Consider the following 17,479-nt stretch of genomic DNA (forward strand, 5'->3'; position numbering starts at 1 on the left):
CACAACAGCTTAGGCCAAATCAGGATTTGTGTGCGGGGAACTAGAAATCTGGTTTTTCGTATAAATTTTTATTGACTGTTTGACATTTGAACAATCTGTTTGACATTTGAACAATATTGATGCAACGGCAAACGATAGGATTGAGAAAGGGGACAAATTTCAAGTTTAATTTGGGTAAATAAATATAAAACACTTCTTAAGCTACTTGACATTTTTTGGAAAGAGGCTATGATATTTTAAAAATTATTCCCGATGGCGGGTGTATCTAAAAAAATAGCTTATGTTTAACACAGCAGGACGGTTTCCAGAAAATCCGATTCCGGGAAATGTTGCGGGTGTTTCAGCGGAAATACTAGACTTATTTGACAGTAAGTTCGATCGCTTAAATCGGGTCAGCCAAAGTGCCGTCGGCGATACCAATGCTTTAGTTGATACCAGCTACGATTTGACTGAAAAACTAGATTGGGCGGCGGCTGCGACTGGTAGTGCGATCCTCTACGAGGGCTTCGCTAACGGCCTTTTTGAGCAATTAACCGACTTCGAGCTCCCATCGTCAGGAGGCGACAATCTTAAATTTGATAGTAGTCTCAAATCCCCGACCGCTACCTCCACTCAAGGTGAGATAGACGAACTGACAGGGATGGCTTTACCTGTTGGTGAACTCTCCCTATCCCAAACTTCTTCCCTATTTCCTGATGAAAACTGGGCTTTCAATTTTAAAGATTACACCATCGAACACCAAGGTTTAAACACCCTCAACCTCAAAGTTGGTTACGGGTTAAAACCGGGAATTACCCCGAACGAATATCCAGATTTTGTTCCCATTTACCAAAGTATTGATAATTTCCTAGTTAACTACCCGAACGAAACAGATTTTTGGGAAATTGTTAACAAAAATTTGACGGAAAAGGTGCTTAATGAAAATCCGGTACTGACAGATGTTACGATTCAACTGGAAGTTTTGCCAACAGAGAGATTGCCCTACGATCGCGCCAGTACAGTTTTCCGCAGTCAATCGGGCAAAATCACAGAAGATTGGAATTTTTCCGTCAAAGACTACGCAATCAATCACCAAGGATTGAACAAGCTGAATCTCGATATAGATTACCAGTACAAGCCGGAAATCGCTCCCAATGAATATCCCGATTTTGTGCCAATATACAAGAGCATTGATAACTTTTTCACCACATATCCGAACGAAACTGATTTTTGGGAAGTTGTCAATAAAAACTTGACTCAAAATATCCTCAACGAAAATCCTGAATTGGCGGCAATTAAGATAGATTTCAACGTTCTGCCAAGCCAAACCTTGCCCTACAACCGCACCAGCAAAGTTACTCGCACTCAACCCAGCAATCCTCAAGGAACTTTCCTAGTTGGCAATAGCAGGGGAAATAATGTACTTCGGTTTGACGGCAATACCGGCAATTTTCTAGGCGAATTTATTCCACCGGGAAGCGGCGGTTTGTCCAATCCAGATACGATCGTTTTTGGGCCAGATGGCAATGGCGATGATAAGTCGGACATTTACGTTGCTAGCGGCGAAAAGCCCGGAAATTCGGGAGAACCGACAGCATCTGCGGTATTGCGGTATGACGGAATTACTGGCGCATTTATTGACAAGTTTGTCGGGGATAATCCGAACACGGCGGTAGATGAAACTGGCGGATTGTTTCGCCCTTACGGTTTAGCTTTTGGCCCTGACGGTAATTTTTATGTCAGCAGTTTTTTGAGTGACCAAATTCTCCGATATAACGGCAAAACAGGACAGTTTATTGATGTATTTGCTTCGGGAAATCAGCAAGGGGGAGGATTGAATGGCCCGAACGGTTTACTGTTTGCTCCTGACGGCAATTTGTATGTGACAACGCAGGGGAGTGTTGCTCGCAATGGTAAAGCAGATTATAGCGCCGGTTTCCCCAGTCAGGTGCTGCGTTACAACCCTGAAACCCGGCAGTCAAGTATCTTTGCTTCGCCCGATCCTTCGCCTCGGAGTCAGGGATTTGCAAGTCTTTTGGGAATGGCAATCGGGCCCGCTGACGGCGACCTTTATGTCAGCGATTTTGCTAACGATATCAGGCGCTACAATTTAAGAAGTGGGGAATTGGTCAAGGTTTTATCTACCAATTATACTGACACTTCGCCCAGTAGCAATTATGTAGGTAGTTTGGCCTTTTCGCCGATCGGCAATTTGTTTGCAGTTGGCTTTGACAACCGCACCAATGCTAACAGTGCCGGCGCTGTTTTGCGGTACAATGGCAAGACTGACGAACCGCTGCCCATATCGGGGAATCCAGGGTCGAGTAACAGTTCTATTTTTGTCCCTCCCGACAGCAAGCTACAGCGTCCAATAGGAATTGCTTTCTTTCCGTCCGATGCTCAACTGACGCAGAAATGGAATTTTACATTGGCAAATTACCCAATTAATCATCAAGGGTTAAACAACCTTAATATTGATGTAAATTATCAGTACAAAGACGGAATTCAAAATTATCAGTATCCTGATTTTGTGCCAATTTACAAGAGCATTGACAATCTTTTAGTTAACTACCCTAACGAAACAGATTTTTGGGAAATTGTTAACAAAAATCTGACCGAAAAAGTGCTTGCTGACAATCCGGCACTTTCGTCGGTGACGGTTAATTTGGATGTTTTACCGACGAACCGATTGCCTTACGATCGCAGCAGTACCGTTACTCGCACTCAAGATGGTAAATTAGGCGAAGCATGGGATTTCAAGATTCCTAATTACTCGATCGATCACCAGGGTTTGAATAACCTCAATATGGATGTCAAATATCAGTACAAACCAGGAATTACGCAGGATGAGTATCCAGACTTTGTGCCGATTTACAAAAGCATCGACAGTTTCTTGACTAATTATCCCAATGAAACGGATTTCTGGGAAATTCTTAATAAGAGTTTGACGCAAAAGCTGCTAGCCGAAAATCCGGCTTTGGATTCGTTGCAAATTAATCTGGATGTTTTGCCGACTAACAGATTGCCTTACGAGCGAGCTAGTATTGTGTCAATCGCTTAGCCTATCATTGAAAATTAGATGGACAAATCTTGACAAGAAATACATACTTAGCTACCGTAAGGGTAAGGTTAAGTACGTTGCGTAGAAACCAGGTTTTTTCGTGTCCAAGACAAACCCATTTAAATTGTCTGTTGTGGTGTGGTGAAAAACCCGGTTTTTTTAAGAAACCGGGTTTCTGAATTAGACCCAGTTTACCAAAGTCCATCTTGGGATATATGTCTGTGTCCCCCTGCATTTGATACATAAATAGTGGTGGACGCAAATAGGATAAAAAACCAGGTTTCGGCGTTAAAGTCGATCGCTCACAACCTGTTATTTTGACTCTTAACCTGGTTCTTGTGCTTCCAGGACTGAAAAATATAGTTTTTTTTCTCGGAGTTCGTGCTTCGCCCAATTTCTAGTCATCCAACCTATATTTTACAAATAAACCCAGTTGCTCCCGCCCAGTCCTACTTATTACCAATTACGCTGTAAAATATTGATAATACCTCTTTAGATTGATAGACATTTTGATTATTTCCTTTTAAAACTGGTAGCAGTTCGCTGCCAATATGTAGGGTAAAAAATTTATGTTAACTTCCGGGCCAATTACCGCCCCCGTTCCCGTTTTCCTGGTTCTTTTAGCAATCATGCTACTCGCGCCGCTGGTATTTGAGCGCTTGCGACTACCGGGAATAGTGGGTTTAATTATTGCTGGCGTAATTGTCGGGCCCAACGGTCTCAATTTGCTGCAACGGGACGCTACTATTGTTTTGTTAGGTACTGTAGGATTGCTGTTTTTGATGTTCCTAGCGGGACTGGAAACTAGCCTCGACGACCTCAAACTCAATGCGGACAAAGCTGTCATATTTGGGCTGGCTACTTTTTCGCTACCGATGATATTGGGGACAGCAGCGATGTTGCTGTTGGGATATAGCTGGCTGGCTGCAATTTTAGTCGCTTCTTGTTTTGCTACGCACACCCTTTTAGCACTGCCAATTCTCACAAAATTGGGATTGATGCGAACTCAGACTATTACTACGACTTTGGGCGGGACTTTAATTACGAATGTGTTGGGGCTGTTGGTGCTGGCAATTGTTGTTAAAGCTTTCAAAGGAAATCTCACGATCGAATTTTGGCTGTTTCTAATTCCCTCTCTTGCTATCTACACTTTTGCTACTTTGTGGGGCGTTCCCAAAATCGGTCGCTGGTTCTTTAAGAAATTTGGACACGACGAAAATGCAGAATTTATATTTGTATTGGCAACCCTATTTCTAGTTTCTTACGCAGCAGAACTAATTGAAATTGAGGCAATTATTGGTGCATTTTTATCGGGGATTGCCATTACTCAAATTATTCCCAAAATGAGTCCCCTGATGAATCGGATTGAGTTTATTGGGAATACGCTGTTTGTGCCGTTTTTTCTGATTTCTGTGGGGATGTTAATTGACCCGCTAATTTTGGTAAAGCAGCCGCAGTCTTTGTTGGTGGCTGCGGTGATGATTTTAGCTGAAGTGGTGAGCAAGTTTTTGGCAGCTTGGCTACCGGGGAAATTATTTCGTTTTGAGTTTCCCAGCATTATGGTAATGTTCGGTCTTTCTGTTGCTCAAGCTGCTTCTACTTTGGCGGCGATTACGGTTGCTTTTGAGATTAAATTGGTCGATCGCGTAACGGTGAACGGCATCATTGCCATGATTTTAGTAACTTGTGTGGCTTCTCCTTGGATTGTAGCTCGGTGGGGTCAACAAATGCAGCAGCCGGGGTCGAGTTTGCCGGCTGCTACTTCGGGAAAGCATTCCTGGGGAGACCGAGTTTTAGTACCTGTTGCTAATCCGAATACGGAAGATAATTTGCTGCGTTTGGCTTTGATTTTAGCAAAAACATCTCACGGAACTTTACTGCCGCTGCATATTTTGTCCGATCGCGGGGAAGCAATTTCACCGGCAGATAAAATGCAGCAAACTCAACTTTTGACGGCTGCGGAAACTGTGGCCCATGCGGCTGCTTGTGCGGTTGAACCGATCGCGAGGATAGATGATGCGATCGATCGCGGAATTCTGCGGAGTGCAACCGAACGCGAGGCTAGTTTAATAGTTTGTGGTTGGAAGGGATTTTCCACGACTCGCGACAATTTTTTTGGCAGCATCATTGACAATGTGGTAAGGCGATCGCCCGTACCCGTACTGATTGCTCGATTTCCCGATCCTCTCCAGAATACAGCCAGAGTTATTTTGGCGGTAACTGACAGCGAGTTGACTCGGTTTGGATTTCAGGAAACCGTGGGTATTGCTAAGAGTTTGGCCGAGGAACTTAAGGCGAGTTTGCAAGTGTTGTTGGTGGCGACAAAACGGGAACAAAGCAACCAAAGTGCGGCGGAGGTGGAAATTCTCTCTGAGATACCAGTAAATCGGGTGCGGGGAAATTTTATCAAGCTAGTTTCGCAGAATTTGTTAGAACACGATTTGCTGATTTTAACAACCATTTCTCAACAACAGAATTTGTGGGAAAAACCAGGAACTCTCAAAGAACCGGAAGCGATCGCCCGGACTCACCAAAATATTTCGATGCTTGTTGTTTATTTTCCTGTATCTTGAGGAATATTTGAACCGCAGATTACGTTATGAATCTGCATTGATCTGCTGTTAAGATTTAATCCTAATCCAACGGAATTGCGATCGCAAATTGGGTACCTTTTCCCGGTTCCGAAATACACTCGATCGCCCCGCCGTGTTTTTCGACAACAATTTGATAGCTAATCGATAATCCCAATCCAGTACCTTTACCCTCTGGTTTAGTTGTAAAAAACGGATCGAACAGTTTACACCGCGTTGATTCAGGCATCCCAGGCCCATTATCCTTAATCCGAATCACCGCAAAACTCTCGATTTTTCTTCCTCTTCCTACTTCTTCCTTCCTAACATCCGTTACATCCGTTACATAATCCGTTGCCGAACCTTCCTTGACTTCGGTGCAAATTGTGATAGTATTGGGAGCGCGTTCAATCTCAGCGTAAGTGCGCTCGCCGTTGGATTCATCCAAAGCATCGATCGCATTTCCGAGCAAGTTCATAAACACCTGATTGAGTTGTCCGCTGTAACACTCAACCTCCGGCAAAGATCCGTATTCTTTAATCACTTGAATTGCTGGACGTTCGGGTTTAGCTTTCAAGCGGTGCTGCAAAATCATCAACGTGCTGTCGATACCTGCGTGAATGTCGGCGGGTTTTTTCTCGGTGCCGTCAATGCGCGAGAAGTTCCGCAATGATTGCATGATATCGCGGATGCGATCGGTTCCTAGCTGCATGGAACCCAGCATTTTAGGCAAATCTTCCATGAGATAATCGAGTTCAACTTCTTCTGCGGCTTCTGCAATTGCCGGCACCGGCTGCGGATAGTGCTGCTGGTAAAGATTGACAATGGAAATCAAGTCTTGTACGTAATCGTTAGCGTGGTGGAGATTGCCGGAAATAAAGCCAACGGGGTTATTGACTTCGTGAGCAACTCCTGCTACCAACTGCCCCAAACTTGAGATTTTTTCCGTGTGCACGAGTTGAGCTTGGGTTTGCTGCAATTTGTGCAAATATTGTTCTAGCTGCTGGGATTTTTCTTGTTCTTTCCCGTAGAGTCGGGCATTTTCGAGGGCGATCGCAACTTGAGAAGTGAGCAACTTTAAAACTTCCAATCTTTCGGGAGAAAATGCACCCGCTGCTAAGTTGTTTTCCAGGTAAAGAATGCCTGTGAGTTGGCCCTGATAAATGACTGGATTGCAAATAATTGACTTGGGCTGACGGCTGACAACATACGGATCGGCGGTAAACAAGCCGTCTGAGGCTGCATTGTTTAAAACCAAGTCTTTTTGAGTTCTCGCAACATAGTTTACAATCGAGACGGGCAAATCTTGACTAATTTCAACTAAAAGGGATTGCAAGACGGCGGCTTGATTTTGCTCTGCCGTACAAGCTGCTTGTATCAAAAGATTGTCATCTTTGTAGAGCATCAGCACTGCTTTTTGAGCGGCGGCATTTTCTAAAAAAATTTTGATTAAACGGGCGAGCAATTTATCCAGGAAAATTTCGCTGGTAATAGCTTGAGATGCTTTGATGAATGTGCCGATATCTAAGGCATTGCTAAAATTGCTGTTGGTGGTTGTGGTGGTGGCGGTGACGGTTAAATCGCGGGTTTTGGTTTCTCGGTTGAGGGTTTGGGCGACTAATTGGGGATATCTGGCTTCTAAATCTTTGACTTTCGCGATCGCTCCCCAGCGGATGTAACCGTAGTAAGATTCTGTGAGATAGACTTGAGCGATTTTGTCTTTGTTGCAAGACAAATAAAACTCGGCTGCAAGTTCGTTGGCGAGTGCTTGTTCTTGGATGTATCCCTGCTCTTTGGCTCCTTGAATGGCTTTGTCATAATAATCTGCTGCTTCCCAATTTTTACCGAAAACACGCGCTTTTTCTGCCTCTACCAAATCGTATTTGTGCTGGTAATTCATGGGGGCGTGGTGCGCCCATTTCTGCATTTCTTCCTGATTTGCTGCTACTTGCATCAAGTGTTTTTCTTGTGCTGCACTGCCAGCAGTTGGATACACAGCGAGGAGGGCCAGGGAATAGTAAAAATTGTGCGTGACGACGATCGCAAAGCCAATTACTACTTGTGCATATCCGGCAGCTAAAGATGCGTTGGCAACTGCTTTTTCGGATTGTTTAAATAAGTAATAACTCAGCATTTTACCAAGATAAAAATTAAAAATTCCCAGGTTGTTATGGGTTTTTTTAAGTCGCGGCAACATTTCTTGTTCATTAAATTTTTCATCGACCACATGAAATTGATTTGCGGAGTTTTGTTGTAAGTTCAAAAGAAGCTGTCCCCATGTTTCAACTAAGTCTATCGAATGTTCTTGTTTTAGTTGCCGTGCTAAAATCAAGCATTGCAATTGTTTTTGTTCGACAGTGTTTAGCGGTTCTCCCATCAAAAAGGCACCTGTAAAAATGTTGTAACCAGCATAAATGCTATAAGTTAAATCTCCTGTTTCTAAGCCGCTTTGCATCGCCTCTTTTAAAGGTAAAATCGTCTCTCTGGTATGTTCTTTCCAGTGCCGGATAAAAGCGTTAAATGTGGTATAAACCTGGCATTTAAGTTGTTTAGAATTGAATTGGTCTAATAGCTTCAAAGCTAGCTTTCCCGAATGATATCCAGCCTCTATCTCTCCGAATACCCCAGCCAGCAGCAAGCCGTACCAACTATAGGCGATCGCCCCAAGTGCTGAATTACCCCGTTCCATAGAAAAATTGACCATGGTGAAGATAATTTGTGGCAATAGTTCTAATTTTGCAATAAAAATAGGAGAAAGAACAGCCGAGATTATCCGCATTGTGGCTAACTCATAGTCATCAGTCATTACCGGAAATTTTTCGATTTCATCAAGCTGAGGTAACTTAATTCCACCCAAACCCTCTCGGGGGATTTCAGATAGGGAATTTCCCAACATTCCCAAAGCTCTTAAACCAGTATCGATGGCTTCTATCATCTGGTTTTGAGACAAATAAGACTGGATTTGCAGTTCGTAGACTTTAACTCGATCGAGCAGGTTTGTAGCTTGTTGCAAAACGGCATCAGCTAATTCTTGCGATCGCCCAAAGTTAGTATTGAGATATTCCGCTTCCGCTGCTTCTACGTGCAGGTTCAGCGTCAAGTCATAATCAGTCTCCCAACTTGACCCCCCTACACTTCCCACGCCAAGGGGGTTGATGAGTCCCAAACCGACATTCAAATATCTGACAGCAGCTTCGTAAGCATTAGATGCTTTAGCTTTTTTCCCAGCGATCAGATTCAGTTTGGCCAGTTGATGTTTTTCTGTTTTTTCTGCGAGGAATTCAACGCCGACATTCAGTTGGTTGACAATATCAAAAACATTTTCTTCAATCTCGGAGGCGGGAGTATTGTCTAGCAGCAGTTGACCGATTTTTAAGTGCGTTGCTTGCTTTTCGCCGTCGGGAATCAGAGAATAAGCTGCTTGCTGCACTCTGTCGTGCAGGAATTTGTAGGAAATCTTCGATTGCTCGTAGGGGCTGTGCCCCCCGGCCCGCCCCGATCGCAAATTCTCCGATCCCCAGCCTCCAACCAGCGGAATCTTGTAAGCATTGCTCAACGGGAGAACCAATCCAGTTTGCAGTGCCGCCCAGAGTTCGCTAGCTGCTCGCGCCGGGGATTGTTCGCTGACAATTGACAAGACATCGAGGCTGAATGTATCGCCAATACAAGCCGCCAATTTTAACATTTGCTGCGTTGTTTCTGGCAGTTTTTCGATGCGGCTGGCTACCAGTTCCACGACACTTTTATCAGTAATGCCGATCGCCTGAATTTCCGCTAAACTCCACTGCCAATGGCCGCTGCTAAATTCAAATTTTAACAGATTTTCTTGATAAAGTGCTTGCAAAAGCTGCGTGATAAAAAAAGGATTGCCGCCCGTTTTGTGAAAGATTAACTCAGCCAGCAATTGCACCTTGTCGTTAACGGTGAGGGTATCGGCGATTAATTCGCAGACATTCGCAAAATCCAGCGGTTGCAAGACGATATGATGAACGGGAGTGCCCGTTTTTTCAATTTGCTCGATCGCCTGCATTAGCGGATGAGTCGGACTAACTTCATTATCCCGATAAGCACCGATCAAAAGCAAGTATTGACTTTCCGAATCGCCAACCAACAATTGCATTAAATTCAGCGATGCCGAATCCGCCCACTGCAGATCGTCTAAAAAGAGTACCAGCGGATGTTCTGCACGAGTAAAGACGCCGATAAACTCTCGGAAAACTCGATTAAAGCGATTTTGAGATTCGGCAGGCCCCAGTTGCGGCACTTCCGGCTGTTTGCCAATAATTAGCTCAATGTCAGGAATCACGTCAGCAATTACTGCACCGTTTGCACCCAAAGCAGCCGACAATTTTTCGCGCCAAGCTTGCAATTTTTCGCTACTTTCAGTCAGCAACTGCCCGATTAATGACTGGAAAGCTTGAATCAAAGCTGCATAAGGAATGTTGCGCTTAAATTGGTCAAATTTGCCATTGATAAAATAGCCGCGCTGCCGGACAATTGGCTTGTGAACTTCATTAACAATAGCGGTTTTGCCAATTCCCGAATAACCGGAAACTAGGACTATTTCGCTTCGCCCGTCATCCGTAGGGAGACGGCAGTGCCGTATCCCTACATTTTCACCGTCACCCGTAAGGAGACGGCAATGCGGTGTCCCTACTCTTTCAAAAGCAGCAAGCAGGTGATCGACTTGGGCTTCTCGCCCGTAGAGTTTTTGAGGTATTGACAGTTGTCCCGATCGATCCAACTGTCCCGGTACAAAATAAACAATTTCTCCAGTTGTCTGCCAACTATTCAAACACTTTTCTAAATCTGCCTTTATCCCCTCGGCAGTCTGATACCTATCTTCGGCATTTTTCGCCAAAAGCTTCATCACAATATCAGAAACAACTTGCGGAATTTCATCACCATTTTCTTGATTTGTTCTGCATTCACAAGGCGGCGCGGGATGTTTAGCAATGTGACAGTGCACGAGTTCTAAAATATCGCTGCTGTTAAACGGCAATTTGCCTGTCAGCATTTCGTAAAATGTGACGCCGAGGGAATAGAAATCGCTGCGATAATCTAAGGTGCGGTTCATTCTCCCGGTTTGTTCGGGAGACATATAGGCGATCGTACCCTCAACTAAGTTGGTACTGTTAATTTGGGGGTTTTCTTTGCTCAGCCGGGAAGCGACGCTGAAGTCGGTAAGTTTGACAGTTCCTGTTTCCTGGTTGATGATAATGTTGGATGGTTTTATGTCTTTGTGGATGATACTGTTTTGATGCAGCGAGTTTAGTGCTGATGCTAGTTGAATGCCAATGTTTAAAAATGCTGTTAAGTTGAGTTTTGTTGAGATTATTTTGCTGAGTGAGTTGCCGCCAAAGTCTTCTAAAATCAGGGCGAGACGGTTTTGATATGTTTCGAGACTGTAGGATTTGACGATGCTTTCTACCTGTAAATGCTGAGTAATTTTATATTCGTTTTTTAAGCGGGTAATTTGTTCGAGGGTGGGAAATTCTGCCTTGAGGATTTTGATGATGACTGGTTGTTCGTCTAATTCTCTAATGCCTCGGTAAATGCAGGTATTCAAGCCGTCGGAGATAGGGGCGCTGATTTGGTAGTCGGGAAGTGTCAAGGTATTCATTGAAATCATGTTGATAGCTGAGGTAAGTATATTTTTTCTCATGCCTGCGGCAACGATATGATGCGAGCGGGACGCTGGCACTGCACTCGAAAAATTATGATTCCGATTTCGGCGGAAACGATAGGATAGGGTTTAGTTGCTTATTATAGTTAACACAAAATATTATGTCAACCGCAGTTCCCCTTAGTACCTTAAGCGAAATGACCATCTTTGCTTGACAATTATGGCTAATAAGTTCTCGAAGTCTAGATTTAACTGTAAGTAGGCAATAGAAGCATTATCGATCTGCAATTAAATATACCAAAGGCAAAGCCTTTGGCACCCCGATCGAGATAATTTCTCAGTATCTGGGAGAATTTTGAGAATATGGTGATATACCCCCTCTAGTTCAATAACGTAAAAATGAGCATCAGACCAAATTTCAGATGGTTTTCTTCGGTGGCGAGTATTTTGGGTTCGATTTCGATCGGCACTTTCAGCGACGCGACATCCTCTGTAAAAGCGGCAGAAACGGTTGTTATCCGCAAAGGTATTTTAGAATCGTCAATATCGGTTGCGGATTTGCGCGAACTCGCAGAAACAGGAAAAGTCCCCGCCAAACTGCAAGCATACGCCAATCTCCTGTCTGAGGAACAGCGGAGTAAAATTTTTCGGGCGCTGCAAGCGAAAATTCCCCTAAATGTAGTCGGCCTGAGCAACTTGCTAAATACGGGCATCGGCACTGGCATCCTGACGGATTTGACTACTGTCATACCCAGGCGCGACGGTGGGGGTGTGGAAGCGCTGCGATCCGCTCTGGTGCAGGGAGCAAAAGCACCGGAAGGCTTATCTATATTGAGTTTCATTGAATCTTATCCGAGCTCGCGGGTGGTGGTGGATCTCGATCGAGCTTTCGCTGTTTTGGGAAATATGAACGTAAGTTTTTGGCAAACTCAGCGCTTTATGGCGGCGATCGCACCTCAGTTAGCAGCGGTTAAACCCGCGTTTAAGCTGCCTTTCGATCCAACCCAGCCAGGCCCTAATGTCGTGCAGGTACGGGCGCTAGATTTGAACGATAGCGCCCGCAATCGACCTATTCCGGTTGATGTGTATTGGTCGAGAGCTGCGACAGCCGACAAACCGACGATCGTCTTTTCTCACGGCTTGGGTTCCGTCCGCACGGATTTGCGCTATTTAGCCGAGCATTTGGCGTCTCACGGCTATGTGGTAGCAGCTTTAGAACATCCGGGCAGCAACGAGACGAACACCAATGCTGCGATGGCGGGGAAGTGTCCGTTGCTAGCTCCTCAAGAGTTTTTAGACCGTCCCAAAGACATCAGTTTTGTACTCGACGAACTGACAAAATTGAACCAAACTGATGATAACTTGCAGGGGAAAATTGCGATCGACCGATCGATAATAATTGGCTATTCCTTCGGCGGCGCTACAGCCTTGTCCGTGGCCGGCGCCGAACTGCAATTGAGCGGACTCAAACAAAGGTGTCAAGGGGACTTGATTGGGTTCAGCTTAGGCGAAGGCATTCAGTGCGCCGCGGCCGGATTGCCCGAAGAACGGTATCAATTGCGGGATGGGAGGATTAAAAGGGCGATCGCCATGAATCCGATCGCATCATTATTATTTGGAGAAACGGGCTTAAGTAAAATTAAGATTCCCACATTAATAGTAGCATCTTCTGCCGACAAAACCACTCCCGCCTTAGCCGAACAAATTGCCGGCTTTCCGAAAATTCCATCTCCTAAATGGCTAGTCGGTTTTGTAGGAGCAACCCACTTAAGCGTCAAAGATCCGAGTACAACTTTAAACCAAGTTCGCCGACCCAGCACAGAAATTACCGGCGATGAACTTGTCGGCGACCAAGCTGTTAGCATACGCAATTATATTAAAGCTGTAAGTTTGGCTACCGCCGCTCAACTAACTGCCGAAGCTGACAAATATGCCGTCTTTCTAACACCAGAATACGCGCAATTTGCTTCTACATCGGCAATCCCGGTGCGGCTAGTAACAGAAATTTCCCCGGAAATTAATACAGTCGTGCAAACTTTTATTCAAAGGAATAAGTAGTGATTAGTGATTAGTGATTAGTGATTAGTGATTAGTCATTAACTAATATGATCTCTGGTCAATTACCCGAAATTAGGTAGGGGCGGGTTCACCAACAATATCTGCCAATAATTGACAATCTCAAAAACCCGCCCCGGCCGGGATATTATGGTCAATCGATCGGACATGATATAATATCAAATCCGGTGACATCGGAATTGATATTACCCACAGTCAGGACACCGCGCCGTGCCGTTTTCCTACAATTAATCGGGCGATGGTTACATCTTTCATCGAAGAAGATTGATGATTTTGGGGTAGGGAAACGGCACGGCCGCGTCCGAGATTGCTGAGGTCTATTTTTCTTCTTAAGCTGTTTCTGATATTTTTTGTCCGTGCAGGGGCAAAATATAACCAAGCGCTTTCACAAACTCTACTCCCCAACTGCGATGCCTAAAAAAAATCTTATCCCGCTATTGCTTCTGTTGGCAGCCCTGTTTACCCTTTACGGTGACACTTTAACTTTTCTCCCCAAACCTGTAAGAGATACTAGCGTGGCCAGTCGAAAGTTCTTCGTCGGGTTGTGGCCAGATTGGTTGAGGCCGAGAGATTTCAACGAGAAAAGGCAACAGGATATTGAGAAATTGCAAAAAAGTCCTAGCCCGAGTCGATAGTTTTGATCTACCAGCGAGAAACCCGGTTTCTCTAACAATACTTAGCCATTTTCTTGTAGGTTGGGTTAAGCGAAGCACAACCAAACATGACGATTTTAGATTTTGGATTTTAGATTTTAGATTTTTTATCCCATCTCTAATCTGTAATCGATTAAACTTGAGATTTGAGATTTTCCCATCGGTAAGGTGTGCATTGCACACCCTACAGATAGAGGTTAGGCGTCCAGGACTGTTTTAGATTTGTCCTCCCATCTAAAATCTAAAATCTAAAATCTAAAATTGATTAAGCCTGCTTTTTCAACCAGCTAAACATAGCTCGCAAATCTTTACCAACTTCTTCAATAGGATGTTCTGCTTCCTGACGGCGCATGGAGGTAAAGCCCGGTTTGCCGGCTTGGTTTTCGAGAACGAATTCGCGGGCAAATTGACCGGATTGAATTTCGCTGAGAATTTTACGCATTTCGGCGCGGGTTTGATCCGTGACGATGCGGGGGCCGCGAGTTAAATCGCCGTATTCTGCGGTATTGGAGATGCTGTCGCGCATTTTGGCGAGGCCTCCTTCTACTACTAAGTCAACGATAAGTTTAACTTCGTGCAAACATTCAAAATAAGCTAATTCCGGTTGGTATCCGGCGTTAACTAAAGTTTCAAATCCAGCTTTAATTAAGGCGCTCAAACCGCCGCACAAAACTACTTGTTCGCCAAAAAGATCGGTTTCTGTTTCTTCGCGGAAAGTGGTTTCAAGGATGCCGGCTCTGGTGCCGCCGATACCTTTAGCATAGGCCATTGCCCGATCGCGCGCTTGACCGGAAGCATCTTGATATACTGCAAACAAACTCGGAACACCTTCCCCTTGTTCGTAAGTCCGTCGCACCAAGTGTCCGGGGCCTTTGGGGGCAACCATTACTACGTCTACATTGGCAGGGGGAACAACTTGGCCGAAGTGAATGTTAAAACCGTGAGCAAATGCTAAAACATTTCCTTCAGAAAGGTTCGGTTCGATTTGTTCTTTGTAAATAGTTTTTTGAACTTCATCGGGCAATAAAATCATGATGAAGTCAGCAGCGGCGGCTGCTTTGTCTACCGGGTGAACTGTTAAACCCGCGTCGGTTGCTTTGGCTGCAGATTTGCTACCGGGATACAAACCGACAACGACATTCATGCCACTGTCTTTGAGGTTAAGGGCGTGGGCGTGTCCTTGGGAACCGTAGCCGATGATAGCCACAGTTTTGTTGGCTAAGAGGTCTAGGTTCGCGTCGGTGTCGTAATACATACGGGCCATAGTGCTTGTCTCCTGAGATGCAAATTGGGTGATTGACTGCAAAACTCTCATTTTATCAAAGTAGGGTACTTTTTTTGCAGAAATTTTTCAGATTAAGATTTGGGCGGGGGAAAATAAAAGGATCTCGCCCTGAATTTAGCAGGGTTTCTCGCAGAGTCTGCGATCGTCAAATATAATTGTCAATAGCGTGCTGTGCTTTTGGAAAAACCTCACATCTTGCACCATTCTCGCTTAACAGGCTTTTCGGCCTGTTCCACAAAGAGTGAATTTTGTTGTGGAACAGGCCGAAAAGCCTGTTCATAAAAAGCTTATTGAGAATGGTGTAACATCTCAGAAAAACGCAACTAACTAACTTTTTTAAAATGAAAATAAAAGCAATACATCATGTGGCGATTATTTGTTCGGATTACGAAGTATCGAAGAAATTTTATGTAGAAGTATTGGGATGCTCCATTATCAAAGAAACTTTCCGAACCGAGAGGAATTCTTACAAACTAGATTTGCGAGTCGGAAATGGCGACACCATCGAGCTTTTCTCATTTACCCATCCTCCTGAAAGAGTTAACAATCCAGAAGCTTGCGGTTTGAGACATTTAGCTTTTGCCGTAGAGGACATAGAAGCATCAGTTGCTTACTTAAAATCCCAACAAGTAGAAGTAGAAAACATTCGCCTTGACGAAATTACAGAAAAACGGTTTACATTTTTCAGAGATCCCGACAACTTACCGTTAGAAATATATGAAAATTAAGGAGTCTCTCTATTTGGTCAAGCCGTTATTAAGTCAACCAGTCCGTAGTGCTGACTATACAAACTGCATCATTCATTTCCAATCTAAAATCTAAAATCTAAAATCTAAAATTGTATAATGGACTATATCATCAGAAACACAATCACGATCGGATTGCCTGCTTTAATGCTATTTATAGCCATAGCAGCTACAGGGAAAACAGGTGACGCAGCCGTTTGGTCGGGTTTGGTTAAAGTCGGCGGTTCCTTTGGTATGCTGATCGGTTTAGGTGTGTTGGTATTTGTAGGATTTGTTGCAAATTATTTTAGTTATTTTGTGGTAGATAGCTTGCTGGTGAGATTTTATCAAAAGCGGCGAGTGTTGGGACAGGAAGAACAACTGGTAACAGAAATTGATAAATTGCTGATTACCAACGACCTCAAAATCAAGCTCAAATGGGCGGTGATGCACAGCATACCCAACAAAAACCTTAGTTTGAAGTACGTAATTTTAAAATGGTTTATTATCGCAGCAACTGTAAATACCGTATTGTCAATAGTCGGTTATCTGGGAGAATTCAACATTTTTTTTGAATTGAGTTCTCATTTTAAACTACAATATCTGCTGGTTGGTTTCTCTACTTTTATATTCTTCGCTCTCGTGCGCTCAAAAAAAATATGGTGGCTGGTGAGCGCATTTTGCATTATCATTAATTTGGCGGAAATTGTTCCTTGGTATTTTCCAGCGCCAGCATTTGCAGGAGCAACGCCCGGACACAACTTGCGGATTTTGCATTCAAATGTTTTAAGGAGTAATCGGCGATATTCTGAGGTGATCTCGCTGGTTCAAGCAGAACAACCTGATATCGCGGTTTTTGTAGAAGTCAACTCAACTTGGGCAAAAGAATTATCGGTTTTAAGCGAGATTTTTCCTTACTCTTCTACCCAGCAAGAATCTGAGAGATTTGGCAGTGCAATATACAGCAAGCTGCCTTTAGAAAATTCCTCTGTTAAAGCTTTTTCAAATCGAAGAAAGAGCTTGTTTGCGGATGTTAAATTTCAAGGTCAAATGATTTCTCTGATTCTTGCTCATCCGACAGTGCCAGTCAAACAGGAGAGTTTTATCGATCGCAATAAACAGCTAGCAGGCATCGGCGAGTATGCAGCCCAAGTAAAAAATCCGCTGATTGTGGTTGGGGATTTAAATACCACAATGTGGTCGCCATTCTACAAAAATATGGTAAAAACTGGAAATTTGCGAAATGCGCGATCGGGCTTTGGCATTTTACCGACTTGGCCGACTTTTATGCCGCTAGCTTATATTCCGATCGACCACTTTCTAGTCAGCAAAGAAATTGGTGTTTTGAAGATTCGTACTGGCCGCAATGTCGGTTCGGATCATTTGCCGTTAATTACAGATTTGGTCATTTGAAGGAAGTTAAAGCAGTGACTGATTAGAAATCGGATCTTTCATTATTTTTAGGAACGGGCAAGATGCCCGTTCCACAATAAAACTGAATTTT

Annotated in this window: 7 protein-coding genes; 5 read left to right on the forward strand and 2 right to left on the reverse strand. The window is 44.0% G+C overall.

Annotation, left to right across the window (positions count from 1 at the left end):
* The first annotated feature begins 280 nt into the window (after nucleotides 1-280).
* Nucleotides 281-3,040, forward strand: a complete 2,760-nt coding sequence (locus QUB12_RS10650) for a hypothetical protein (protein WP_333306679.1) — start codon at nucleotides 281-283, stop codon at nucleotides 3,038-3,040.
* A gap of 569 nt (nucleotides 3,041-3,609) precedes the next feature.
* Nucleotides 3,610-5,613, forward strand: a complete 2,004-nt coding sequence (locus QUB12_RS10655) for a cation:proton antiporter domain-containing protein (protein WP_333140471.1) — start codon at nucleotides 3,610-3,612, stop codon at nucleotides 5,611-5,613.
* A 61-nt stretch (nucleotides 5,614-5,674) separates the two neighbouring features.
* On the opposite strand, the gene QUB12_RS10660 is transcribed toward QUB12_RS10655, so the two are convergent.
* Nucleotides 5,675-11,233: an AAA family ATPase gene (locus QUB12_RS10660; RefSeq protein WP_333140469.1), complete on the reverse strand. Its 5,559-nt coding sequence runs from the start codon at nucleotides 11,231-11,233 to the stop codon at nucleotides 5,675-5,677.
* A 402-nt stretch (nucleotides 11,234-11,635) separates the two neighbouring features.
* Between QUB12_RS10660 and QUB12_RS10665 the strand changes: the two genes are divergently transcribed.
* Complete coding sequence (locus QUB12_RS10665) at nucleotides 11,636-13,294, forward strand: alpha/beta hydrolase (RefSeq protein WP_333140467.1); 1,659 nt, start codon at nucleotides 11,636-11,638, stop codon at nucleotides 13,292-13,294.
* A 936-nt stretch (nucleotides 13,295-14,230) separates the two neighbouring features.
* On the opposite strand, the gene ilvC is transcribed toward QUB12_RS10665, so the two are convergent.
* Nucleotides 14,231-15,280, reverse strand: coding sequence for a ketol-acid reductoisomerase (ilvC, locus tag QUB12_RS10670; protein ID WP_333103730.1), 1,050 nt, complete (start codon nucleotides 15,278-15,280; stop codon nucleotides 14,231-14,233).
* A 311-nt stretch (nucleotides 15,281-15,591) separates the two neighbouring features.
* On the opposite strand from ilvC, the gene gloA2 reads away from it, so the two are divergent.
* Both gloA2 and QUB12_RS10680 read left to right on the forward strand, forming a co-directional pair.
* Nucleotides 15,592-15,978: an SMU1112c/YaeR family gloxylase I-like metalloprotein gene (gloA2, locus tag QUB12_RS10675; RefSeq protein ID WP_333306681.1), complete on the forward strand. Its 387-nt coding sequence runs from the start codon at nucleotides 15,592-15,594 to the stop codon at nucleotides 15,976-15,978.
* Between the two features lie 117 nt (nucleotides 15,979-16,095).
* Entirely contained in the window at nucleotides 16,096-17,388 is a 1,293-nt protein-coding gene (locus QUB12_RS10680) for an endonuclease/exonuclease/phosphatase family protein (RefSeq protein WP_333306683.1), read from the forward strand.
* Nucleotides 17,389-17,479 lie beyond the last annotated feature (91 nt).

This window comes from Microcoleus sp. B7-D4 (assembly GCF_036705125.1).
In the GTDB taxonomy this organism is placed as follows: domain Bacteria; phylum Cyanobacteriota; class Cyanobacteriia; order Cyanobacteriales; family Microcoleaceae; genus Microcoleus.

Excerpts from the sequence above, each read along its gene's own strand:
- QUB12_RS10650 (WP_333306679.1), top strand. The coding sequence starts at position 281 with ATGTTTAACACAGCAGGACGGTTTCCAGAAAATCCGATTCCGGGAAAT.
- QUB12_RS10655 (WP_333140471.1), top strand. The coding sequence starts at position 3,610 with ATGTTAACTTCCGGGCCAATTACCGCCCCCGTTCCCGTTTTCCTGGTT.
- QUB12_RS10660 (WP_333140469.1), bottom strand. The coding sequence starts at position 11,233 with ATGAATACCTTGACACTTCCCGACTACCAAATCAGCGCCCCTATCTCC.
- QUB12_RS10665 (WP_333140467.1), top strand. The coding sequence starts at position 11,636 with ATGAGCATCAGACCAAATTTCAGATGGTTTTCTTCGGTGGCGAGTATT.
- ilvC (WP_333103730.1), bottom strand. The coding sequence starts at position 15,280 with ATGAGAGTTTTGCAGTCAATCACCCAATTTGCATCTCAGGAGACAAGC.
- gloA2 (WP_333306681.1), top strand. The coding sequence starts at position 15,592 with ATGAAAATAAAAGCAATACATCATGTGGCGATTATTTGTTCGGATTAC.
- QUB12_RS10680 (WP_333306683.1), top strand. The coding sequence starts at position 16,096 with ATGGACTATATCATCAGAAACACAATCACGATCGGATTGCCTGCTTTA.